Here is a 22,731-nt window from a genome sequence, read left to right on the forward strand (position 1 = left end):
CCAATGTTTAAATATCTGGCAGGGATCGCGCTGGTGCTGGTAGCAACCATTGCCCAGGCCGAGCGCATCCGCGACCTCACCAGCGTACAGGGCGTACGACAGAACTCACTGATTGGCTACGGGCTGGTTGTCGGCCTGGACGGTACGGGCGACCAGACCACCCAGACGCCGTTTACCACCCAGAGCCTGAACAACATGCTCTCCCAGATGGGGATCACCGTCCCCGCCGGGACCAACATGCAGCTCAAGAACGTGGCGGCGGTAATGGTAACCGCGCAGTTCCCGGCCTTTGCCCGCCAGGGACAGACCATCGACGTGGTGGTCTCCTCAATGGGTAACGCCAAGAGCCTGCGCGGCGGTACGCTGCTGATGACCCCGCTAAAAGGGGTTGATAACCAGGTCTATGCCCTGGCACAGGGTAACGTGCTGGTCGGCGGCGCGGGCGCAGCGGCCGGTGGCAGCAGCGTGCAGGTTAACCAGCTTAACGGCGGCCGCATCACCGGCGGCGCGGTAGTCGAGCGTGAGCTGCCGACCCAGTTCGGCTCCGGCAACACCATCAACCTGCAGCTGAATCAGGAAGATTTCACCCTCGCACAGCAGATCACCGACACCATCAACCGCTCTCGCGGCTACGGCAGCGCCACGGCGCTGGATGCGCGTACCATCCAGATCCGCGTGCCGAGCGGCAACAGCTCGCAGGTGCGTTTCCTTGCCGATATCCAGAATATGGAAGTGGGCGTGACGCCGCAGGATGCGAAGGTGGTGATCAACTCCCGTACCGGCTCGGTGGTCATGAACCGCGAAGTGACGCTGGACAGCTGTGCGGTGGCCCAGGGTAACCTCTCAGTGACGGTAAACCGCCAGGCCAACGTCAGCCAGCCGGATACGCCGTTCGGCGGCGGCGAGACCGTGGTCACCCCGCAGACGCAGATCGACCTGCGCCAGAGCGGCGGTTCGTTGCAGAGCGTCCGCTCCAGCGCCAACCTGAACAACGTTGTCCGGGCGCTGAACGCGCTGGGCGCGACGCCGATCGATCTGATGTCGATCCTTCAGTCAATGCAGAGCGCAGGCTGCCTGCGCGCGAAACTGGAAATTATCTAATGCTAACCGACAGCCGGATGATGGCGAGCGCGGCATGGGATGCGCAATCGCTGAATGAACTGAAAACCCAGGCCGGGCAGGATCCGCAGGCTAACCTGCGTCCGGTGGCCCGCCAGGTGGAAGGGATGTTCGTGCAGATGATGCTGAAAAGCATGCGTGAAGCCCTGCCAAAAGACGGCCTGTTCAGCAGCGACTCCACCCGCATGTATACCAGCATGTATGACCAGCAGATTGCCCAGCAGATGACCGCAGGCAAGGGGCTGGGGCTGGCGGAGATGATGGTGAAGCAGATGTCCGGTGGCCAGAGCGAACCGACAGAGGCACCTTCGCAGGTGCCGATGAAGTTCCCGCTGGAAACGGTGACCAGTTATCAAAACCAGGCCCTGACCCAGATGGTGCGCAAGGCGATGCCGAAAACGCCCGACGGTGGAGGCAACGATGCTGCGCTCTCTGGCGACAGCAAAGAGTTCCTTGCCCAGCTCTCGCTGCCGGCGCGGCTGGCCAGCGAGCAGAGCGGGGTGCCGCACCACCTGATCCTCGCCCAGGCAGCGCTGGAGTCCGGCTGGGGGCAGCGGCAGATCAAGCGCGAAAACGGTGAGCCGAGCTTTAACCTGTTTGGCGTCAAGGCCAGCAGCAGCTGGAAGGGGCCTACCACCGAGATCACCACCACCGAATATGAGAACGGTGAAGCCAAAAAGGTAAAGGCGAAGTTCCGCGTCTATGGCTCCTATCTGGAGGCGCTGTCGGACTACGTTGGCCTGCTGTCGCGTAACCCGCGCTATGCCGCCGTTACCACCGCGGCAACCGCCGAGCAGGGGGCGCAGGCGTTGCAGAGCGCGGGCTACGCTACCGATCCGAACTATGCTCGCAAGCTCACCAGCATGATCCAGCAGCTGAAATCCCTTAGCGATAAGGTCAGTAAAGCCTACAGCAACGATATTGAAAATCTGTTCTGACAGCTATCAAGTTCAGCCTGGCGCTGCCGATAATCGTTAGCAGGACTTATGTCTAAAAGTGTATAAGGAATCTCCATGTCCAGTAGCTTGATTAACAGCGCCATGAGCGGGCTGAGTGCAGCCCAGGCCGCGCTGAATACCGTCAGTAATAACATCTCCAGTTATAACGTCGCGGGCTATACCCGTCAGACGACGGTGCTGGCACAGGCAAACAGTACGCTGGGTGCAGGCGGTTGGGTAGGTAACGGGGTGAACGTCACCGGCGTCCAACGCGAATATGATGCCTTCATCACCAATCAGCTGCGCGCCGCGCAGACCCAGAGCAGCGGCCTGACAACGCGCTACGAGCAGATGTCTAAAATTGACGACATGCTCTCTGGCTCGACGAATACCCTGGCCACCACCATGCAGGACTTCTTTACTAGCCTGCAAACGCTGGTGAGCAATGCCGAGGATCCGGCCTCTCGCCAGACGCTGCTGGGCAAAGCCGATGGGCTGGTAAACCAGTTCAAGGTAACCGATCAGTATCTGCGCGATCAGGATAAGCAGGTTAACCTGTCTATCTCCTCCAGCGTGGATCAGATCAACAATTACACCACCCAGATTGCCAATCTCAACGATCAGATCTCCCGTCTGACCGGGGTAGGCGCTGGCGCCTCGCCAAACAATCTGCTGGATCAGCGCGATCAGCTGGTAAGCGAACTTAACAAGATAGTGGGCGTGGAAGTAAGCGTCCAGGACGGCGGCACCTATAACATCAGCATGGCGAATGGCTATACCCTGGTTCAGGGCAGCGCTTCCCGCCAGCTGGCTGCCGTACCGTCCAGCGCGGATCCGTCCCGTACCACCGTTGCCTACGTTGATGCCACCGCAGGCAACGTTGAGATCCCAGAGAAGCTGCTCAACAGCGGCTCCCTCGGCGGGCTGCTGACCTTCCGCAGCCAGAACCTCGACCAGACCCGTAACTCGCTGGGCCAGCTGGCGCTCTCCTTTGCCGATGCCTTCAATGCTCAGCATGCTAAAGGCTATGATGCCAACGGTGACCAGGGCGGCGACTTCTTTACCATTGGTTCGCCTTCTACGCTGAGCAACGCGCGCAACACCGGCGATGCGGCGCTGACCACCACGGTAAGTGATAGCAGCAAAGTCCAGGCGACCGACTATAAAGTGGTTTACGACGGATCGAAATGGCAGGTGACTCGTCTGTCAGATAATACCTCGTTTACCGCTACGCCGGATGCGAACGACGGCAGCCTGAACTTTGACGGCCTGAAGGTAAGCATCAGCGCTACCAACGGTGCGGGCAATAACGACAGCTTTATTATCAAGCCGACGGCGAATGCCATCGTCAATATGGATCTGGCGTTTAAGGACGAGTCGAAAATCGCTATGGCGGCATCGGCCACCAGCGGCGACAGTGATAACGTCAACGGCCAGGCGCTGCTGGATCTGCAGAAAAGCAAGAGCGTCGGCGGCAACAAGAGCTTCAACGATGCCTATGCCGCGCTGGTCAGTACCGTGGGCAGCACCACGGCCACGCTGAAGAGCAGCAGCACCACCCAGGATAACGTGGTGACCCAGCTGAGCAACCAGCAGCAGTCTATCTCCGGGGTTAACCTCGACGAAGAGTACGGTAACCTGCAGCGTTACCAGCAATATTATCTCGCAAACGCACAGGTCTTACAGACGGCAAGCTCGCTGTTTGATGCGTTACTGAACATCCGCTAAGCAAGAGGTTAATGATGCGCGTTAGCACTCAGATGATGTATGAACAAAACATGCGTGGTGTCACCAGTTCGCAGAGCAAGTGGCTAAGCTATGGCGAGCAGATGTCTACCGGCAAGCGCGTAAACCGTGCCTCCGATGATCCTATCGCCGCCTCGCAGGCGGTGGTGCTCTCCCAGGCTCAGACACAGAACAGCCAGTATCAGCTGGCTCGTACCTTCGCCACTCAGAAAGTGTCGCTGGAAGACAGCATTCTGGATCAGGTCTCGACTGCGATCCAGTCCGCGCAGTCCAAAGTGATCAACAGCGGCAACGGCTCCTTGAGCGATGATGACCGCGCCTCGCTGGCAACCGATCTGCAGGGTATTCGCGATCAGATCATGAACCTTGCCAATAGCACCGACGGTAACGGTCGCTATATTTTTGGCGGCTACAAAACTGAAAGCGCACCGTTCGATCAGACTACCGGTCAGTATGGCGGCGGCGCGCAGCCTATTACCCAACAGGTAGACGCGGCGCGGACTATGGTCATTGCCCACACCGGCACCCAGGTTTTTGACAGCGTGACCAGCAACGCGGTGCCCGAGCCGGACGGCACCGCGCCAGAAACCAACCTGTTTGCCATGCTCGATTCGGCGATTGCTTCGCTGAAAACGCCGGTAAGCGGGGATGAAACAGCCCAGACTAAGGCGCAAGAAGTCATGGATAAAACCAACCGCGGCCTGCGTAATGCCCTTAACAACGTCCTGACCGTGCGTGCGGAAGTCGGGACCCAGCTTAACGAGCTGGATAACCTCGACGCGCTGGGTACCGATCGCGCTCTGGGCCAGACCCAGCAGATGAGCGATCTGGTTGACGTTGACTGGAATGCGGCTATCTCCTCCTACACCATGCAGCAGGCGGCGCTACAGGCATCCTATAAAGCGTTTTCCGATATGCAGGGCATGTCGCTGTTCCAGATTAATTCCTAAAAAAAGAAAACCTGTCCGGTTGAGTGGACAGGTATGAGCTCTCTTTGCAGGCCGCCCTCATTGACCGGGGCGGCTTTTTTTTATCCCACGTTTGCTACCGCTGCGCGACGCGTACCCGATGTCAGGCGGATGGCCAGGGCAATAATACCTGAGACCGTTGCCAGGGCCACGACGCCAGGCCAGCCTGCCAGCGTGTAGATTTTACTGCCGAGGGCAGAGCCAGCCGCCATGCCGATAAACACAACGGTAAACAGCAGGGCGTTGAGACGGCCTCGTGCCTGCGGCTCCAGGCTGTACACCAGGTTTTGGTGTGCAACCAGGCTCGACTGCAATCCAAGATCGAAACCCACCGCCGCAATCGCAATCACCACCAGCTGCAGCTGGGTAGAGAGCAGCGGCAGGGCAAACATCAGGGCAAAGGAGAGGGTTACCAGTGCTGCACCCAGCTGGGTAACTTTCGCCGCGCCGACCCGGTCGGCCAGTCCACCGGCCAGCGGAGCAGCCAGCGCACCTGCCGCCCCGGCAATGCCGAAGGTGCCCGCTACCGCGCTGCCAAGGTGAAAACGATCCAGCAGCATCACCGCCAGGGTAGACCAGAAGGCGCTAAAGGCCACCGAGAGAAAACCCTGCGCCAGCGCGGCGCGGCGCAGGGCAGGGTAGCGCCCCCACAGCTGGGCTACAGAGCGCATCAGCGCCGGATAGCTGAGGTTAGAGTGCGTAGCAAAGCGCGGCAGTACGGCCCACATCACGACGCCGATAAACGCTATGCTCGCCGCTGCCAGCTGGTACATCACCCGCCAGCCAAAGGCCGCACCCACGAAGCCGCTCACCGTCCGGGAGAGCAGGATCCCCAGCAGCAGGCCTGTCATCACGGTGCCGACGGTTTTTCCCTGTTTGCCTTCCGGGGCAAGGATCGCCGCAGCCGGCACGATATCCTGCGCCATCGTGGCGGCCATCCCCAGCAGCAGGCTTACCGCCAGCAGCGTATTGAGATGACTGGTCAGGCTACAGGCCAGCAGGAAGAGGGCCAGCGCGGCACATTTTACCAGGATCAGCATTCGGCGATCGTAGCGGTCCCCCAGCGGCAGCAGGAACAGAATGCCCAGTGCGTAACCCGCCTGGGTCAGCGTTGGCACAAGCCCCATGCCGTTAACGGTTAGATGGAGATCGCGACCCATCAGCGGCAGCAGTGGCTGAGCATAATAGATGGCGGCAACGCTGAATCCGGCTCCCATCGCCAGGATAAAGATAATCCAGCGCGGTACGTCAAAGGGTGATGCCTGGCGGTTCATAATCATGTCCTCAAAGATGGTGTGAGGACATTTTTGCTGAAGATGGCGTGACGCGGTAGCCGGTCCAGTGGTAAAAGAGCTATACGCGAAACGTATAGGTAAAAATAAAATGAAGCGAACAGAACGTATAGACAGGGTTGACCTGATGCACACCTTTGTACGCATCGTTGAGAGCGGCTCCCTGTCGGCGGCGGCCAGACTGTTAGAGACGACCCAGGCCACGGTCAGCCGTCGTCTCCAGTCGCTGGAGACCCTGTTGGGGGTGAAGCTGATCCTGCGCACGACCCACGCCATGAAGCTAACCGACGACGGCGAGCGCTGCTATCAGCATGCCAGGCGGCTGCTCGCGGCCTGGTCCACCCTTGAGGATGAGGTGAGCCACGCCGGAGATGAGCCGGTCGGCACCCTGCGGGTGCGCGCCCCGCACGCCTTCGGCCAGGAGCAACTGCTCGCGCCGCTGACCCGCTTTCTGAGTCAGCATCCGCAGCTCTCGGTGGAGTGGATGCTGAACGATAAAAACGTCGATTTTCTAAGCGCTAACATCGACTGCGCTATTCGCGTCGGCGCGGAGATCGATCCGAGTACGGTGTCGGTGCTGTTGGCGGAGGTGCCACGCAGCGTCGTGATTGCGCCTGCGCTGCTGGCTGATTACCCTGCCGTGACCGGGCCGCAGCAGCTGGCGGCGCTGCCGTGGGTAGCGCTCAGTACCTTCTATCAGCACAGCATCAGCCTGACACATACCGCCGGGGAGGTTGAGCAGGTGACCATCGCCCCACGGCTCTATACCGACAGCCTCTATGTTGCGCGCAGTACGGCCCTGCAAGGATTAGGCGCGGTGATCATCTCAAGCTGGGCGGTGGCGGAAGATCTGCGTGAGGGCAGGCTGGTCAATCTGCTGCCCGACTGGGAGCCCGCCCCGCTGCCGGTGCATCTGGTTTACCCGTGGGCGCGTTACTATCCAGCCCGCCTGCGAGCCTTTTTGCAAATGATGCGCGAGGCGGTACCCGGCATCACCGGTATGCGCCTGCCCGCCAGCGAGGCATAAAAAAAGCCGACCCGGAGGTCGGCTTGTTACGCTCAGTGCGCCGCCTTACTCAGGCTGCTGCGGGCGCGTTGCAGGGGCGGTGGCCTGATGGGTAGCGCTATGGCCGCCTGCAGAACCTTTGCCCGAGAACTCGAACGCCGGGCGAACCCAGTCGCTGTGACGTGGCGGCTCAGGAATGTATTCCGGGGCCGGGGCACGGGTCATCGGCGCGGTGGCAAAGCTGTGCAGCGGCTTAGCGGCGACAGGTTCAGCGGCAGGTTTAACCGTAGCGGCAGGCTTAACTTCAACCTCCGGCTTCGGCTCCACCACCGGTTTTGCTTCCGGCTCTGGCTGCGTCGCCGCGACAGGCTGCGCTTCAACGGCAGGTTTCGTCTCAGCTTCTGGCTTCGTCTCAACTTCAGGTTTCGCTTCAACTACAGGTTTTACTTCAACTACAGGCTCAGCGGCTTTCACCTCTTCTACCTGTTCAGCCGGGGCTTCAGCAGGCTCTGCAATCTCAGCGATGTGCTCAGCAAGCGGCACGTCTTCCGCAGCGATCAGCTGCGGCTGTTCATCAACCGGTGTCTCAATCGCTTCAGGATGCGTTGTCTCCACTGTGGCAGGCTGTGGCTCGCTCACGGCGGCTTCCGGCTCGACGACAGTAGGTTCAACCGCAGCAGGCTCAACGGCTACCGGTTCAGCGGCTGCGGGTTCCGCAACGGCAGGTTCAGCGGCGACGGAGGCAGCAATCGGTTCAATCGCTGGCTCAACGATCGGCTGCTGGATAGCTTCCGGTGCGGTCTCAACGGTGGTTTCTTCCTGTACCGGCTCAGCGCTCTGAGCGACCGGGTAGCGGATCCACACTTTACCTGACGCCATCTCCGGCGATGCACAGGCTACGGTCAGCGGCATCGGTGACTGGGTCGGGTAACGCTCGTCACGGTAGCGACGACGGCGCTGGCCGCTGACGCGCAGGTGACGCGGAGAACGACGTGAGCGGCGCGGCATCCCGGCGTTATCACGGTTTTCAGCGGACTCTTCTTGATCCTGAGTCGGCTGCTCAACCACCGCAGGCAGATCCACCTTCGCCAGCTCGGTATGGGACGCCTGGGCGTCGTTCACCGGGGTGGCAGCGGCAATCTCATCAACACCCTCTTCAACGGACGGTGCCGACTCAAAACGCACTTTCTGGCTCAGCTGGCGCTGTTTACGGCGCGGCATCACCTGAACGCGATCGTCCTGTTCCGCTTCCACTTCTGGTGCCGGCTGCTCTTCGCGGTTCAGCACTTTAACTTCCTGCTGGGCCTGACGCTTCTCGTCGTTGCGACGACGGTTGCGCTCGCGACGCGACTGCTGTTGCTCATCACGGGATTTAGATTTATCCGCATCCTCAACAACGGTCTGCTGCTGGCGAGCTTCACGCACTTCACCGTTCGGCTGCTGTTTTTCACGGCGGCCACGGCGGTTTTCGTCACGCTCGCGGTTATCACGGCTGTCGCGGTTATCACGACCTTCGCGTGCTTCAGCGCCTTCGCTGCGGCTGTCGCGACGCTCGTTACGATCGCCACGGTCTCCACGGTCGTTGCGGTCACGGCGGTTGTTCTGACGCGGCTTACGACGCTCCTGGGAACGGGCCGGTTTCTCCTCTTTAACGTCCTCTTCCGCTTTAACCTCAACCGGCTGGCTGGCAGGTTCACTGGCGAACATTTTCTTCAGCGCGCCAAAGAGACGGCCGAGCAGGCCCGTTTCCGCAGGTGCGGCAGGCTGTGCGGCGGCTGGCTGCGCTTTTTCCTCGGCTGCCGGGGCAGCCTGCGGCGCAGGCGGGATGTCAGGCATCACGAAGGTGGCCAGCGCAGGCTGTTCAGGCTGTTTGCGCTCGGCGTACTCCTCTTCGGACGGCAGCGCCATCGCCTCTTCATGCAGCTTCGGCAGCTTGTAGCTCAGCGTTGATGTCTCTTCGCCTTTACGTACGCGCAGCACAGAGTAGTGCGGGGTTTCCATCTGGTCGTTCGGCACGATAACGCACTTAATGCCGCCCTGACGCGCTTCGATCGCGCTTACCGCAGCACGCTTTTCGTTGAGCAGGTAGGAGGCAATCGGCACGGGAACGATGGCGTGCACTTCCTGGGTATTCTCCTTCAGCGCTTCCTCTTCGATCAGGCGCAGAATAGAGAGCGACAGGGATTCGTTGTCACGGATGGTGCCGGTACCGCTACAGCGCGGGCAGACGTGATGGCTGGACTCGCCCAGGGATGGGCTCAGACGCTGACGGGACATCTCCAGCAGGCCGAAGCGTGAAATATGGCTGATCTGGATACGAGCACGATCCTGGCGCACCGCTTCGCGCAGGCGGTTCTCTACTGCGCGCTGGTGGCGAACCGGGGTCATATCGATAAAGTCGATAACGATCAGGCCGCCGAGGTCGCGCAGGCGCAGCTGGCGGGCGATTTCATCGGCCGCTTCCAGGTTGGTGTTAAACGCCGTCTCTTCGATATCGCCGCCGCGGGTGGCGCGGGCGGAGTTGATATCAATCGCGGTCAGCGCTTCGGTGGAGTCGATAACGATAGAACCGCCGGAAGGCAGACGCACTTCGCGCTGGAAGGCGGACTCAATCTGCGATTCAATCTGGTAGTGGCTGAACAGCGGGATCTCACCGGTGTAGAGCTTGATTTTGCTGCTGAAGTCCGGACGGCCCAGCGCAGCGATATGCTGGCGCGCCATCTCCATCACTTTCGGGTTATCGATGAGGATCTCACCGATATCCTGACGCAGGTAGTCGCGGAAGGCGCGAACGATAACGTTGCTCTCCTGGTGGATCAGGAACGGAGCAGGGCGGTTTTCAGCGGCTTTTTTGATCGCTTCCCAGTGCTTCAGGCGGAAGCTAAGGTCCCACTGCAGCGCTTCGGCAGATTTGCCTACGCCTGCGGTGCGAACGATAAGCCCCATGCCGTCCGGCATATCCAGGCTCACCAGCGCTTCTTTCAGTTCAGTACGGTCATCGCCTTCAATACGGCGAGAGATGCCGCCCGCACGCGGATTGTTTGGCATCAGAACCAGGTAGCTACCGGCAAGGCTGATAAAGGTGGTTAAGGCTGCGCCTTTGTTACCACGCTCTTCTTTATCGATCTGGACAATGACCTCCTGGCCTTCGCGCAGCACATCTTTGATGTTCGGGCGGCCGTGGGCACTGTAATTAGCGGGGAAGTATTCGCGGGCGATCTCTTTGAGAGGAAGGAAGCCATGACGCTCAGCACCGTAGTCAACAAATGCGGCTTCAAGGCTCGGTTCGATACGGGTAATTTTGCCTTTGTAGATGTTCGCTTTTTTCTGTTCGTGTCCCGGGCTTTCGATATCCAGGTCGTACAGGCGCTGCCCATCAACAAGGGCGACGCGCAACTCTTCCTGCTGAGTTGCGTTAATTAACATTCTTTTCATCGTAACTTACTCATTATTCTTACATTGACGACTAGGCTGCGGGCATAGTTAACGCCTTTCCGGGGTGAACCGATGGCCTCGTGTCTGTTCACGTCGCCAACCTCACGGTTGTCGCACGTTTAAGAGGCGCAGAGTGTCGGCTGCCTGTATTTCATACGGAAAAACAGCGCAATTATCAGGGGAACTGCCTGGGTATTACTCTCCAGGGTCGATCCCTTTACCGGTAAGGACTGCAACCCGCAGCCCGCTAAGTGCCTGAAGGATCAATACGTCTTACGCCATTGCTGCGTGGATGATCGGACAGGCAAAACTGGTCATTCCGCAAATTTCCTTGTTTAACAAGATTCAAGCGGAAAACAGCATCATTATTCCTTGCTAAATCTGTTATAGCAAGATGACTTTTGCCATTTATCACCCGGTTACTAACAGTTTTTTCACGTTTGCCCAGGGATTGTTCTAAAACCCAGCGAAATACGTAATGACGGCGAACACGACACCGGTAGAGATATATATAAGCATATAAAAATGAGTGGCGCGAATCGGGCTGGGCTTTTAGAATCGCCCCCCATGAAAACAGAGACTCCATCCGTAAAAATTGTTGCTATCGCCGCCGATGACGCCGGGCAACGCATCGATAACTTTTTGCGCACCCAGCTCAAGGGCGTGCCGAAAAGTATGATCTACCGCATCCTGCGTAAAGGCGAAGTGCGGGTTAACAAGAAGCGCGTCAAGCCCGAGTATAAGCTGGAGGGCGGGGATGAGGTGCGTATCCCGCCGGTGCGCGTAGCGGAGCGCGAAGAGGAGGCGGTGTCGCCGCATCTGAATAAAGTGGCCGCGCTGGCGGATGTCATTCTTTATGAAGACGATCACATTCTGGTGCTGAATAAGCCGTCGGGTACCGCCGTTCACGGCGGCAGCGGGCTGAGCTTTGGTGTTATCGAGGGCCTGCGCGCCCTGCGTCCGGAGGCGCGCTTCCTGGAGCTGGTTCACCGTCTGGACCGGGATACCTCCGGTGTGCTGCTGGTGGCCAAGAAGCGCTCGGCGCTACGCTCCCTGCATGAGCAACTGCGTGATAAAGGGATGCAAAAAGATTATCTGGCGCTGGTGCGCGGCCAGTGGCAGTCGCATGTCAAAACGGTACAGGCGCCGCTGCTGAAAAATATCCTGCAGAGCGGGGAGCGCATCGTGCGGGTGAACAGCGAAGGCAAACCGTCAGAGACGCGCTTTAAGGTAGAGGAGCGCTATGCGTTTGCCACCCTGGTACGCTGTAGCCCCATTACAGGCCGCACCCACCAGATCCGCGTTCATACCCAGCATGCCGGGCATCCCATCGCCTTTGACGATCGCTACGGCGACCGCGAATTTGATAAGCAGCTGGCGGGTACCGGGTTGAACCGTCTCTTCCTGCACGCGGCGGCGCTGAAGTTCACCCATCCGGGTACCGGCGAAACCCTGCGCATCGAAGCCCCGCTGGATGAGCAGCTCAAACGCTGCCTGCAGGTGTTGCGCGGTTGATCCAACGCCGGGTGGCGGCTTCGCCTGACCCGGCCTACTATCTCGTAGGCCCGGCAAGCTTGCGCCGCCGGGCGTAAATCACGCCAGTAACGGATTGCAGTGCTCCCGGCGCAGCATCTGGCAGAGCGCAATCAGCGGCAGCCCCACCAGCGTATTGGGATCCCGTCCCTCAAGGCGGTCAAACAGCGCAATCCCCAGCCCCTCGCTTTTAAAGCTGCCGGCGCAGTTCAGCGGCCGCTCTTTACGCAGATAGTCAGTAATCTCCTGCTCGCTCAGGTGGCGGAAGTGGACGTCAAACGGCTCGCACTCGGTTTGCAGATGGCCGGTGGCGGAGTTATAGAGCGCCAGCCCGGTATAGAAGGTGATGATATTGCCGCGCGCTTTTAGTAGCTGCTGAAAGGCTTTCTCCTCCGTTAACGGCTTGCCGGTAATCTCCCCGTCCAGCACGCATACCTGATCGGATCCAATAATCAGATGGTTAGGGTAGCGTTCCGCCAGCGACTGAGCCTTGGCCTGCGCCAGGCGCAGCACCAGATGGCGGGGGGATTCGCCAGGCGTGGGGGTCTCATCTACGCCCGGTGCGGCGCATTCGAAGGCTATGCCGAGCTTTTCCAGCAGCGCGCGACGGTAAGGAGACGTGGACGCAAGAATAATATTCGACATATTTTTTCCACCCTATATGGCATAACGAAGTCAGGCATTTTAAACTAGAGGCCGCAATGTGTGCGAATAATTGGCAAAAGGCAATCACAGACTGCCTTTTTCTTTGACTCCAGAACGTTACAAAGTTAATATGCGCGCCCTATGCAAAAGGTAAAATTACCCCTGACTCTTGATCCGGTTCGTACCGCTCAAAAACGCCTTGATTACGAGGGTGTATTCACTCGTGAGCAGGCCGAGCGCGTCGCTGAATCCGTAGTCAGTGTAGACAGTGATGTGGAGTGCTCCATGTCGTTCGCTATCGATAACCAGCGCCTTGCGGTTTTAACCGGCGATGCAAAAGTTTCGGTAACGCTCGAATGTCAGCGTTGCGGCAAGCCGTTTGCCCATCAGGTCTACACACAATATTGTTTCAGCCCGATCGTCAAAGACGAGCAGGCCGAAGCACTCCCGGAAGCGTATGAACCGATTCAGGTTAACGAATTCGGTGAAATCGACCTGCTGGCACTGGTCGAGGATGAAATTATCCTCTCCTTGCCGGTAGTGCCGGTGCATGATTCTGAACACTGTGAAGTGTCCGACGCGGACATGGTCTTTGGTGAACTGCCTGAAGAGGCACAGAAACCAAACCCATTTGCCGTATTAGCCAGCTTAAAGCGTAAGTAACAGGTCTCTCTGTAGTAATGGAGTTACCGTAATTGAGGAGTAAGGTCCATGGCCGTACAACAAAATAAACCAACCCGTTCCAAACGTGGCATGCGTCGTTCCCATGACGCGCTGACCGCAGTCACCAGCCTGTCTGTAGACAAAACCTCTGGTGAGTCTCACCTGCGTCACCACATGACCGCTGACGGTTTCTACCGCGGTCGTAAGGTTATCACTAAGTAATCACGCTTTACTCGCGTATTCATGCTCTTGTGGTGTGAACACGTAGAGTGAAAGCGTGATGAAGCTTAGTGAGGAAATCCCCGCGTAAGCGGGGGTTAACCGAACCAGGCTCGACGATACCTTGACACGTCTAACCCTGGCGTTAGATGTCATGGGGGGCGATTTTGGCCCTTCCGTGACGGTGCCTGCAGCATTGCAGGCACTGCATTCTAACCCTCAACTCACACTTCTGTTAGTCGGTCATCCCGACGCTATCACGCCATTACTTGCCAAAGCCGATTTCGACCAGCGCTCGCGCCTGCAGATTATCCCTGCCCAGTCGGTTATTGCCAGTGATGTCCGTCCCGCCCAGGCCGTGCGCAACAGCCGGGGTAGCTCTATGCGTATGGCGCTGGAGCTGGTAAAGGAAGGGCGCGCCGAGGCCTGCGTCAGCGCAGGCAATACCGGGGCGCTGATGGGGCTCGCTAAGCTGCTGCTTAAGCCCATCGAAGGTATTGAGCGTCCGGCGCTGATGACGGTGCTGCCGCATCAGCAGAAGGGCAGAACGGTGGTGCTGGATCTCGGCGCGAACGTCGACTGTGACAGTACCATGCTGGTGCAGTTTGCCATCATGGGATCGGTGATGGCTGAAGAGGTCATCGGAATTGAACATCCGCGCGTGGCGCTGCTCAATATCGGTGAAGAAGAGGTTAAAGGCCTCGACAGCATCCGCGACGCCTCGGCGTTGCTAAAATCGATCCCCTCGATCAACTATATTGGCTATCTTGAAGCCAATGAGCTGCTTACCGGCAAAACGGACGTGCTGGTCTGCGACGGCTTCACCGGCAACGTGACGTTGAAGACGATGGAAGGCATGGTCAGAATGTTCCTGTCGTTGCTGAAATCGCAGGGCGAGGGCAAAAAACGGTCGTGGTGGCTGCTTTTATTAAAGCGTTGGTTACAAAAAAGTCTGACAAGACGATTCAGTCACCTCAACCCCGACCAGTATAATGGTGCCTGTCTGTTAGGATTGCGCGGCACGGTGATTAAGAGTCATGGTGCAGCCAATCAGCGCGCGTTTGCTGTCGCGATTGAACAGGCAGTGCAGGCGGTGCAGCGGCACGTCCCCGAACGGATTGCCGCTCGCCTGGAATCTGTGTTACCGGAAAAAGACTGAGCGTATATGTATACGAAGATTAGTGGTACCGGCAGCTACCTGCCCGAGCAAGTGCGAACTAACGCCGATTTAGAAAAGATGGTCGACACCTCTGACGAGTGGATTGTGACCCGCACAGGTATCCGCGAGCGCCGCATTGCCGCACCGGATGAGACCGTAGCGACGATGGGCTTCGAAGCCGCTAAGCGCGCCCTCGAGATGGCAGGCGTTGATAAAAACGAGATCGGTCTGATCATCGTTGCCACCACCTCGGCGACCCACGCTTTCCCTAGCGCGGCCTGCCAGGTGCAGAACCTGCTGGAGATCAAGGGCTGCCCGGCGTTTGACGTTGCCGCCGCCTGCGCAGGCTTCACCTATGCCCTGAGCATTGCCGATCAGTATGTTAAAAGCGGTGCGGTGAAGCACGCGCTGGTGATCGGCTCCGACGTGCTGGCGCGCACCTGCGATCCTGCCGATCGCGGGACGATCATTATCTTTGGTGACGGCGCGGGCGCGGCAGTGCTGAGCGCATCCGAAGAGCAGGGGATCATCTCTACCCATCTGCACGCGGACGGCAGTTATGGTGAACTGCTGACCCTGCCGAACCTGGATCGCGTCACGCCGGAAAACCCCACCTACCTGACCATGACGGGTAACGAAGTCTTTAAAGTGGCCGTGACCGAGCTGGCGCACATCGTTGAAGAGACGTTGACCGCCAACAACATCGATCGCGCTGAGCTGGACTGGCTGGTTCCGCACCAGGCGAACCTGCGCATTATCAGCGCGACGGCGAGAAAGCTGGGTATGGAGATGGATAAAGTGGTGGTGACCCTTGACCGTCACGGCAATACCTCCGCGGCATCGGTGCCCTGTGCGCTGGATGAAGCCGTGCGCGATGGACGTATTAAGCCAGGCCAGCTGGTACTGCTCGAGGCCTTCGGCGGCGGTTTCACCTGGGGCTCTGCGCTGGTTCGTTTCTAGTATTAAGGATAAATAAGATGACGCAATTTGCTTTTGTCTTCCCGGGACAGGGTTCTCAGACCGTGGGTATGCTGGCCGACGTGGCAGCAGAGTATCCGCTGGTGGAAGAGACCTTCCGTGAAGCCTCTGCGGCGCTGGGCTATGACCTGTGGGCGTTGACCCAGCAGGGGCCAGCTGAAGAGCTAAACAAAACCTGGCAGACCCAGCCTGCACTGCTGACGGCGTCCGTCGCCCTGTGGCGCGTCTGGCAGCAGCAGGGGGGGAAAACCCCGGCGCTGATGGCAGGCCATAGCCTTGGCGAATACTCCGCGCTGGTGTGCGCTGGCGTGATCGATTTCGCTGATGCCGTGCGCCTGGTCGAGCTGCGCGGTAAATTTATGCAGGAGGCGGTACCGGAAGGCACCGGCGGTATGTCGGCCATTATTGGCCTTGACGATGCGGCGATTGCCAACGCCTGTGAAGAGGCCGCTGAAGGCCAGGTTGTCTCGCCGGTGAACTTTAACTCGCCGGGCCAGGTCGTTATCGCCGGGCATAAAGAGGCCGTTGAACGTGCAGGCGCGGCCTGTAAAGCAGCAGGCGCTAAACGCGCGCTGCCGCTGCCGGTGAGCGTACCGTCCCACTGCGCGCTGATGAAGCCCGCAGCCGAGAAGCTGGCCGCCGAACTGGAAAAAATTACCTTCAACGCGCCGGCTATTCCGGTAGTGAACAACGTAGATGTGAAGTGCGAAACCACGCCGGAAGCGATCCGCGATGCGCTGGTTCGCCAGCTCTACAGCCCTGTGCAGTGGACTAAAAGCGTTGAATTTATGGCTTCCCAGGGCGTTGAGCACCTGTATGAAGTCGGTCCGGGCAAAGTGCTGACTGGCCTGACCAAGCGTATTGTTGACACCCTGACCGCCTCGGCCATTAACGAGCCGGCGGCACTATCAGCGGCGGCTGAGCAATAAACAAGGAATCCAAAACCATGAGTTTTGAAGGAAAGATCGCACTGGTTACCGGTGCAAGCCGTGGCATTGGCCGCGCAATCGCTGAAACCCTCGTCGCCCGCGGCGCGAAGGTGATCGGTACTGCGACCAGCGAAAGCGGCGCACAGGCCATCAGCGACTACTTAGGTGCAAACGGCAAAGGTTTACTGTTAAACGTGACCGATCCTGCATCTATTGAAGCTGTGCTGGAAAATATCCGTGCAGAGTTTGGCGAAGTGGATATTCTGGTAAATAATGCCGGGATTACTCGCGACAACCTGTTAATGCGGATGAAAGACGACGAGTGGAACGATATCATCGAAACCAACCTCTCTTCTGTTTTCCGCCTGTCAAAAGCGGTAATGCGGGCTATGATGAAAAAGCGTCATGGTCGCATTATCACTATCGGTTCTGTGGTGGGTACCATGGGAAATGCTGGTCAGGCTAACTACGCTGCGGCGAAAGCAGGCCTGATCGGTTTCAGTAAGTCGCTAGCGCGTGAAGTTGCGTCCCGCGGCATTACTGTAAACGTTGTTGCTCCGGGCTTTATTGAAACGGACATGACGCGTGCGCTGACTGAAGATCAGCGTGCGGGTACGCTGGCAGCCGTTCCGGCGGGTCGCTTAGGCTCCCCAAAAGAGATTGCCAGCGCGGTTGCATTCTTAGCCTCTGACGAGGCGGGCTACATCACGGGTGAGACCCTGCACGTCAACGGCGGAATGTATATGGTTTAACCACGTTATTTCCTAAAGCACCATATGGGAATAATTTTATTTGCGTTATTAGGGCAAAAGGCCTCAGAATAGCGCAAAATCGTGGTAAGACCTGCCGGGATTTAGTTGCAAATTTTTCAACATTTTATACACTACGAAAACCATCGCGAAAGCGAGTTTTGATAGGAAATTTAAGAGTATGAGCACCACTATCGAAGAACGCGTTAAGAAAATTATTGGCGAGCAGCTGGGCGTTAAGCAGGAAGAAGTCACTAACAATGCTTCTTTCGTTGACGATCTGGGCGCGGATTCTCTTGACACCGTTGAGCTGGTAATGGCTCTGGAAGAAGAGTTTGATACTGAGATTCCGGACGAAGAAGCTGAGAAGATCACTACTGTTCAGGCTGCCATTGATTACATCAACGGTCACCAGGCGTAAGTGAACATCTCCAGGCGGTCACTCGACCGCCTGAGTTTTATCTTTTTCTCCCACCAATCTCTTTTTTATCCCTCCCTGGAGGACAAACGTGTCTAAGCGTCGTGTAGTTGTGACCGGACTTGGCATGTTGTCTCCTGTCGGCAATACCGTAGAGTCTACCTGGAGTGCTCTCCTTGCCGGTCAGAGTGGCATCAGCCTGATCGACCATTTCGATACTAGCGCCTATGCAACAAAATTTGCTGGCTTAGTAAAGGATTTTAACTGTGATGACATTATCTCGCGCAAAGAGCAGCGCAAGATGGATGCCTTCATTCAATATGGAGTTGTTGCGGGCTGGCAGGCCATGCAGGATTCTGGCCTTGAGGTCACCCCAGAGAACGCTCATCGTATCGGGGCCGCTATCGGTTCAGGTATCGGCGGTCTTGGCCTGATCGAAGAGAACCACGCCTCGCTGGTTAACGGCGGCCCGCGTAAAATCAGCCCATTTTTTGTGCCTTCTACCATCGTTAACATGGTAGCCGGTCACCTGACGATTATGCTTGGCCTGCAGGGCCCGAGCATCTCTATCGCCACGGCCTGTACCTCTGGCGTGCACAACATCGGCCATGCGGCGCGTATTATCGCCTACGGCGATGCTGACGCTATGTTGGCAGGCGGCGCTGAAAAAGCCAGTACCCCGCTTGGCGTGGGCGGCTTTGGCGCAGCGCGTGCGCTCTCAACCCGTAACGACAATCCGCAGGCGGCAAGCCGTCCGTGGGATAAAGATCGTGACGGCTTTGTACTGGGCGACGGCGCAGGTATGGTCATGCTGGAAGAGTATGAGCATGCGAAAAAGCGCGGCGCGAAAATCTATGCTGAGCTGGTTGGCTTTGGTATGAGTAGCGACGCCTACCACATGACCTCGCCGCCGGAAAACGGTGCGGGTGCAGCACTGGCGATGACCAATGCGCTGCGTGATGCCCAGCTGGATCCGGCGAAGATTGGCTACGTTAACGCCCACGGCACCTCCACGCCGGCCGGCGATAAAGCCGAAACCCAGGCGGTGAAATCGGTGTTTGGTGAAGCGGCAAGCCGCGTTATGGTGAGCTCTACCAAATCCATGACCGGTCACCTGCTCGGCGCGGCGGGCGCAGTAGAGTCTATCTACTCGATCCTCGCTCTGCGCGATCAGGCGATCCCGCCGACCATCAACCTGGACAACCCGGATGAGGGTTGCGATCTGGACTACGTTCCGCATGTCGCACGCCAGGTGAGCAATCTGGAGTATACCCTGTGTAACTCCTTTGGCTTCGGTGGCACCAACGGCTCGCTGATCTTTAAACGGATCTAACGCCGTATGACCGGGTAGCCTCTGCGCTGCCCGGTCCGTCTGTTCCGCCCCTTTTCCCTTTCAATTCAGCTTTCTCCGCTTGTCCTGCGTTTCGCATCCTGCCAGACTATCCGGTCACTCACATAGGAGCCGCTATGTTCTTGATAAATGGCTGTCAACAGCAGACGCTGGCGGCAAACGACAGGGCAGTACAGTTCGGCGACGGCTGTTTTACTACCGCCCGGGTTCAGACCGGCCTGGTTCAGCTGCTGCCAGCCCATCTTACGCGCCTGCGCGAAGCCTGTGAGCGATTGTTTATCCCGTTTACCGAGTGGGGCATCCTCGAACAGGAGATGATCGCTCTGGCCAGCCGCCAACAGACGGGCGTGCTGAAAGTCATCATCACCCGGGGCGTGGGCGGGCGCGGCTATAGCGCTTCTGGCTGCCAGACGCCAACGCGCATTCTGAGCCTGTCAGCGCCACCTGCGCACTATGCCCGCTGGCAACAGGAGGGCGTTACCCTTGCGCTCAGCCCCATCCGGCTAGGACGTAATCCCCATCTGGCGGGATTAAAGCATCTCAATCGTCTTGAGCAGGTGCTGATCCGTACTCATCTTGAGCAGACGGCAGGCGACGAAGCGCTGGTTCTTGACAGCGACGGGTTGCTTACGGAATGCTGTGCCGCGAATTTATTCTGGCGTCAGGGCATGACGGTATTTACGCCACGCCTTGACCAGGCAGGCGTGAAGGGCATTATGCGTCAGTTTATTATCGACCAGCTGGTCGCTTCAGATTTTACGGTTGCTGAAGTTGCTGCACGGCCCAGGGCGCTGGCAGAGGCTGATGAGGTGCTGATCTGCAACGCGCTGATGCCGGTGGTGCCGGTTAATGCCTGCGGCGAGTGGGAATGGAGATCCCGTGCGCTGTTTTCCTTTTTATCTCCCCTTTGTGAGCGTGCGATCTCGTCATGAAGAAAATGTTTCGTTTTGTTTTACTCCTGCTGGTGGCGTTGGGCATTGCTGCCGGGGCAGGTTACTGGAAAGTTCGCCAGCTGGCGGAGAGCAAGCTGCTGATTAATACAGAGACCATCTTTACCCTGAAAGCGGGCACCGGCCGCCAGGCGCTGGGAACCCAGCTCTATAGTGAGAAGATTATCAATCGCCCTCGCGTGTTCCAGTGGCTGCTGCGCGTCGAGCCGGATCTCTCCCACTTTAAGGCCGGGACCTACCGCTTTACCCCGGATATGACGGTGCGCGACATGCTGCGCCTGCTGGAGAGCGGTAAAGAGGCACAGTTCCCGCTGCGTCTGGTAGAGGGAATGCGTCTCAGCGACTTTCTCAAGCAGCTCCGGGCCGCACCCTATATTCAGCACACGCTGAAGGATGACAGCTACGCCACGGTGGCGGAGGTGCTCAAGTTTGAGCATCCGGAATGGATTGAGGGCTGGTTCTGGCCCGATACCTGGCTCTACACCGCCAATACCACCGACATTGCGATGCTCAAACGCGCCCATGATAAGATGGTCGCTGCGGTGAATGCTGCCTGGGAAGGACGGGTAGAGGGCTTGCCGTATAAAGATCAAAACCAGCTGGTGACGATGGCCTCGATTATTGAAAAAGAGACGGCGGTCGCCAGCGAGCGGGATCAGGTTGCCTCGGTCTTTATCAACCGCCTGCGTACCGGCATGCGCTTGCAAACCGATCCCACCGTTATTTACGGTATGGGGGAGCGCTACAGCGGCAAAATTAGCCGTAGCGATCTAGAGACGCCAACGGCGTATAATACCTATACCATCAGCGGCCTGCCGCCGGGACCGATTGCTATCCCGAGCGAAGCATCGCTGCGCGCCGCTGCGCATCCGGCTAAGACGCCGTATCTCTATTTTGTTGCTGACGGCAAAGGGGGACATACCTTTACCACTAACCTTGTCAGCCACAATCGCGCGGTGCAGGATTATCTGAAAGTGCTTAAGGAAAAAAATGGCCAGTAAATACATCGTTATCGAAGGGCTGGAAGGGGCCGGAAAGACCACCGCCCGCGATACCGTCGTGGAGACGCTGACCCAGCTCGGCGTTGGCGAGATGATCTTCACCCGCGAGCCGGGCGGCACGCAGCTGGCTGAGAAGCTGCGCAGCCTGGTGCTGGATATCAAATCCGTTGGCGATGAGGTAATTACCGACAAGGCCGAAGTGCTGATGTTCTATGCTGCCCGCGTCCAGCTGGTTGAGACGGTGATCAAGCCCGCGCTGGCCCGCGGCTGCTGGGTGATTGGCGATCGCCACGATCTCTCGACTCAGGCCTACCAGGGCGGCGGACGCGGCATTGATGCCCCTATGCTGGCTACGCTGCGCGATACCGTATTAGGCGATTTCCGTCCGGACCTGACGCTCTATCTCGACGTAGAGCCGGAAGTGGGCCTGAAACGCGCCCGCGCCCGCGGCGAGCTGGACCGCATTGAGCAGGAGTCCTATGACTTCTTCCATCGCGCCCGCGCCCGTTATCTGGAGCTTGCCGCTGCCGATCCGCGGATCAAAACCATTGACGCTACCCGATCCCTCGACGAGGTGATGAGTGATATTCGCCAGACGGTCACTGCCTGGGTGCAGGAGCAGGGCGCATGAAATGGTATCCGTGGTTACGCCCGGACTTTGAACGCCTGGTTGCCAGCTATCAGGCCGGACGCGGACACCATGCGCTACTGATCCACGCTCTGCCCGGCATGGGCGATGAAGCCTTAACCTATGCCCTGACGCGCTATCTGCTCTGCCAGCAGCCCGACGGGCATAAAAGCTGCGGCCGCTGTCGCGGCTGTCAGCTGATGCAGGCCGGGACCCACCCGGATTACTACGTGCTGGAGCCAGAGAAGGGCAAAAGCACGCTGGGCATCGACGCGGTGCGCGAGGTGAGCGAGAAGCTCTACGAGCACGCCCGACTGGGCGGCGCGAAGGTGGTTTGGGTCAGCGACGCGGCCCGACTGACCGAGGCCGCCGCTAACGCCCTGCTGAAAACCCTGGAGGAGCCGCCAGCGAATACCTGGTTCTTCCTCGCCTGTCGCGAGCCCGCCCGTCTGCTGGCTACCCTGCGCAGCCGCTGTCGTCTGCATCACCTGGCACCACCCGAGGAGCGCTATGCCTGCGCCTGGCTGGCGCGTGAGGTTCAGGCGACGCCCGAGGCGATCCTGACGGCCCTGCGACTCTGCGGCGGCGCGCCGGGCGCAGCGCAAATTCTGCTCTCTACCGACGCCTGGGCGCAGCGTCAGACGCTGTGTACCGCTGTCGATGCGGCGCTGACCAGTGGCGACTGGCTCTCTCTGCTGCCCGCACTGAACCACGACAGTGTGGCCGATCGTCTCCACTGGCTGGCTTCGCTCTATCTCGACGCGATGAAAATTCAGCAGGGGGCAACGCTGATTGGCAATGCCGATGCCCGTCCACTGGTGACCCGGCTGGCTAAAATTATTGCGCCTGCGCGTCTACGGGCCATCCTGGCAGCGATCTTTACCTGCCGGGAGCAGCTGTTGACCGTAACCGGCGTTAATCGCGAACTGCTGTTAACCGATTTCCTCCTGAGCCAGGAGCACTGGCTGCAACCCGACGCCGTGCTGCCTGTATCCCATCTTTAA

21 protein-coding genes are annotated in these 22,731 nt (G+C 58.6%); 18 read left to right on the forward strand and 3 right to left on the reverse strand.

The window, feature by feature from the left end; translation table 11 throughout:
• The first annotated feature begins 3 nt into the window (after positions 1–3).
• From RTX96_RS08625 to flgL, 4 genes are all read left to right on the forward strand, one after another.
• A complete protein-coding gene (locus RTX96_RS08625) occupies positions 4–1,101 on the forward strand; it encodes a flagellar basal body P-ring protein FlgI (RefSeq protein WP_103821229.1) in 1,098 nt (365 codons plus the stop codon).
• Positions 1,101–2,057, forward strand: a complete 957-nt coding sequence (gene flgJ, locus RTX96_RS08630; RefSeq protein WP_312670729.1) for a flagellar assembly peptidoglycan hydrolase FlgJ — start codon at positions 1,101–1,103, stop codon at positions 2,055–2,057. Before RTX96_RS08625 ends, flgJ begins: the two co-directional genes overlap by 1 nt.
• A 75-nt stretch (positions 2,058–2,132) precedes the next feature.
• Entirely contained in the window at positions 2,133–3,785 is a 1,653-nt protein-coding gene (gene flgK, locus RTX96_RS08635; RefSeq protein WP_103821227.1) for a flagellar hook-associated protein FlgK, read from the forward strand.
• A 14-nt stretch (positions 3,786–3,799) separates the two neighbouring features.
• Entirely contained in the window at positions 3,800–4,753 is a 954-nt protein-coding gene (gene flgL / locus RTX96_RS08640; protein ID WP_103821268.1) for a flagellar hook-associated protein FlgL, read from the forward strand.
• A gap of 80 nt (positions 4,754–4,833) precedes the next feature.
• Here flgL and RTX96_RS08645 read toward each other — a convergent pair whose 3' ends face one another.
• Positions 4,834–6,273, reverse strand: coding sequence for an MFS transporter (locus tag RTX96_RS08645; protein WP_409418561.1), 1,440 nt, complete (start codon positions 6,271–6,273; stop codon positions 4,834–4,836).
• On the opposite strand from RTX96_RS08645, the gene RTX96_RS08650 reads away from it, so the two are divergent.
• On the forward strand, positions 6,155–7,090 hold the full coding sequence (locus RTX96_RS08650; RefSeq protein WP_312670731.1) for a LysR family transcriptional regulator: 936 nt from the start codon (positions 6,155–6,157) through the stop codon (positions 7,088–7,090). The genes RTX96_RS08645 and RTX96_RS08650 overlap by 119 nt on opposite strands.
• Positions 7,091–7,135: 45 nt before the next feature.
• Here the strand turns inward: RTX96_RS08650 and rne are convergent, their stop codons facing one another.
• Positions 7,136–10,504 carry a ribonuclease E gene (gene rne, locus RTX96_RS08655; protein WP_312670732.1) on the reverse strand — a complete coding sequence of 1,123 codons (3,369 nt, stop codon included), beginning with the start codon at positions 10,502–10,504 and terminating at the stop codon, positions 7,136–7,138.
• A 567-nt stretch (positions 10,505–11,071) separates the two neighbouring features.
• Here rne and rluC point away from each other — a divergent pair.
• Complete coding sequence (rluC, locus tag RTX96_RS08660) at positions 11,072–12,019, forward strand: 23S rRNA pseudouridine(955/2504/2580) synthase RluC (protein WP_181016657.1); 948 nt, start codon at positions 11,072–11,074, stop codon at positions 12,017–12,019.
• A gap of 78 nt (positions 12,020–12,097) precedes the next feature.
• Here the strand turns inward: rluC and RTX96_RS08665 are convergent, their stop codons facing one another.
• Complete coding sequence (locus tag RTX96_RS08665) at positions 12,098–12,682, reverse strand: nucleoside triphosphate pyrophosphatase (protein ID WP_312269319.1); 585 nt, start codon at positions 12,680–12,682, stop codon at positions 12,098–12,100.
• Positions 12,683–12,823: 141 nt separating this feature from the next.
• Between RTX96_RS08665 and yceD the strand changes: the two genes are divergently transcribed.
• The 12 genes from yceD to holB all read left to right on the forward strand — a co-directional run bounded on the left by yceD (position 12,824) and on the right by holB (position 22,731).
• Positions 12,824–13,345, forward strand: a complete 522-nt coding sequence (gene yceD / locus RTX96_RS08670) for a 23S rRNA accumulation protein YceD (protein WP_103821223.1) — start codon at positions 12,824–12,826, stop codon at positions 13,343–13,345.
• 48 nt (positions 13,346–13,393) lie between these two features.
• Positions 13,394–13,567, forward strand: coding sequence for a 50S ribosomal protein L32 (rpmF, locus tag RTX96_RS08675; protein WP_042392755.1), 174 nt, complete (start codon positions 13,394–13,396; stop codon positions 13,565–13,567).
• Positions 13,568–13,688: 121 nt separating this feature from the next.
• Entirely contained in the window at positions 13,689–14,723 is a 1,035-nt protein-coding gene (gene plsX / locus RTX96_RS08680) for a phosphate acyltransferase PlsX (protein ID WP_312228558.1), read from the forward strand.
• 6 nt (positions 14,724–14,729) lie between these two features.
• Positions 14,730–15,683, forward strand: coding sequence for a beta-ketoacyl-ACP synthase III (locus RTX96_RS08685; RefSeq protein ID WP_103821221.1), 954 nt, complete (start codon positions 14,730–14,732; stop codon positions 15,681–15,683).
• Between the two features lie 17 nt (positions 15,684–15,700).
• A complete protein-coding gene (gene fabD / locus RTX96_RS08690; RefSeq protein ID WP_312670733.1) occupies positions 15,701–16,630 on the forward strand; it encodes an ACP S-malonyltransferase in 930 nt (309 codons plus the stop codon).
• A gap of 17 nt (positions 16,631–16,647) precedes the next feature.
• On the forward strand, positions 16,648–17,382 hold the full coding sequence (gene fabG / locus RTX96_RS08695) for a 3-oxoacyl-ACP reductase FabG (protein ID WP_312670734.1): 735 nt from the start codon (positions 16,648–16,650) through the stop codon (positions 17,380–17,382).
• A gap of 178 nt (positions 17,383–17,560) precedes the next feature.
• Entirely contained in the window at positions 17,561–17,800 is a 240-nt protein-coding gene (gene acpP / locus RTX96_RS08700; RefSeq protein WP_042392766.1) for an acyl carrier protein, read from the forward strand.
• Positions 17,801–17,888: 88 nt separating this feature from the next.
• Positions 17,889–19,130, forward strand: coding sequence for a beta-ketoacyl-ACP synthase II (gene fabF / locus RTX96_RS08705; protein ID WP_103821218.1), 1,242 nt, complete (start codon positions 17,889–17,891; stop codon positions 19,128–19,130).
• Between the two features lie 134 nt (positions 19,131–19,264).
• Positions 19,265–20,080 (forward strand): aminodeoxychorismate lyase, encoded by an 816-nt coding sequence (pabC, locus tag RTX96_RS08710; RefSeq protein ID WP_312670735.1) that lies wholly within the window; start codon positions 19,265–19,267, stop codon positions 20,078–20,080.
• Positions 20,077–21,099 (forward strand): cell division protein YceG, encoded by a 1,023-nt coding sequence (gene yceG / locus RTX96_RS08715; protein ID WP_312670736.1) that lies wholly within the window; start codon positions 20,077–20,079, stop codon positions 21,097–21,099. Before pabC ends, yceG begins: the two co-directional genes overlap by 4 nt.
• Positions 21,089–21,730 (forward strand): dTMP kinase, encoded by a 642-nt coding sequence (tmk, locus tag RTX96_RS08720; protein WP_312670737.1) that lies wholly within the window; start codon positions 21,089–21,091, stop codon positions 21,728–21,730. The genes yceG and tmk overlap by 11 nt, the downstream gene beginning before the upstream one ends.
• Positions 21,727–22,731 carry a DNA polymerase III subunit delta' gene (gene holB / locus RTX96_RS08725; RefSeq protein WP_312670738.1) on the forward strand — a complete coding sequence of 335 codons (1,005 nt, stop codon included), beginning with the start codon at positions 21,727–21,729 and terminating at the stop codon, positions 22,729–22,731. Before tmk ends, holB begins: the two co-directional genes overlap by 4 nt.

The sequence above is a fragment of the Pseudescherichia sp. genome (genome assembly GCF_032052675.1).
Taxonomy (GTDB): domain Bacteria; phylum Pseudomonadota; class Gammaproteobacteria; order Enterobacterales; family Enterobacteriaceae; genus Pseudescherichia.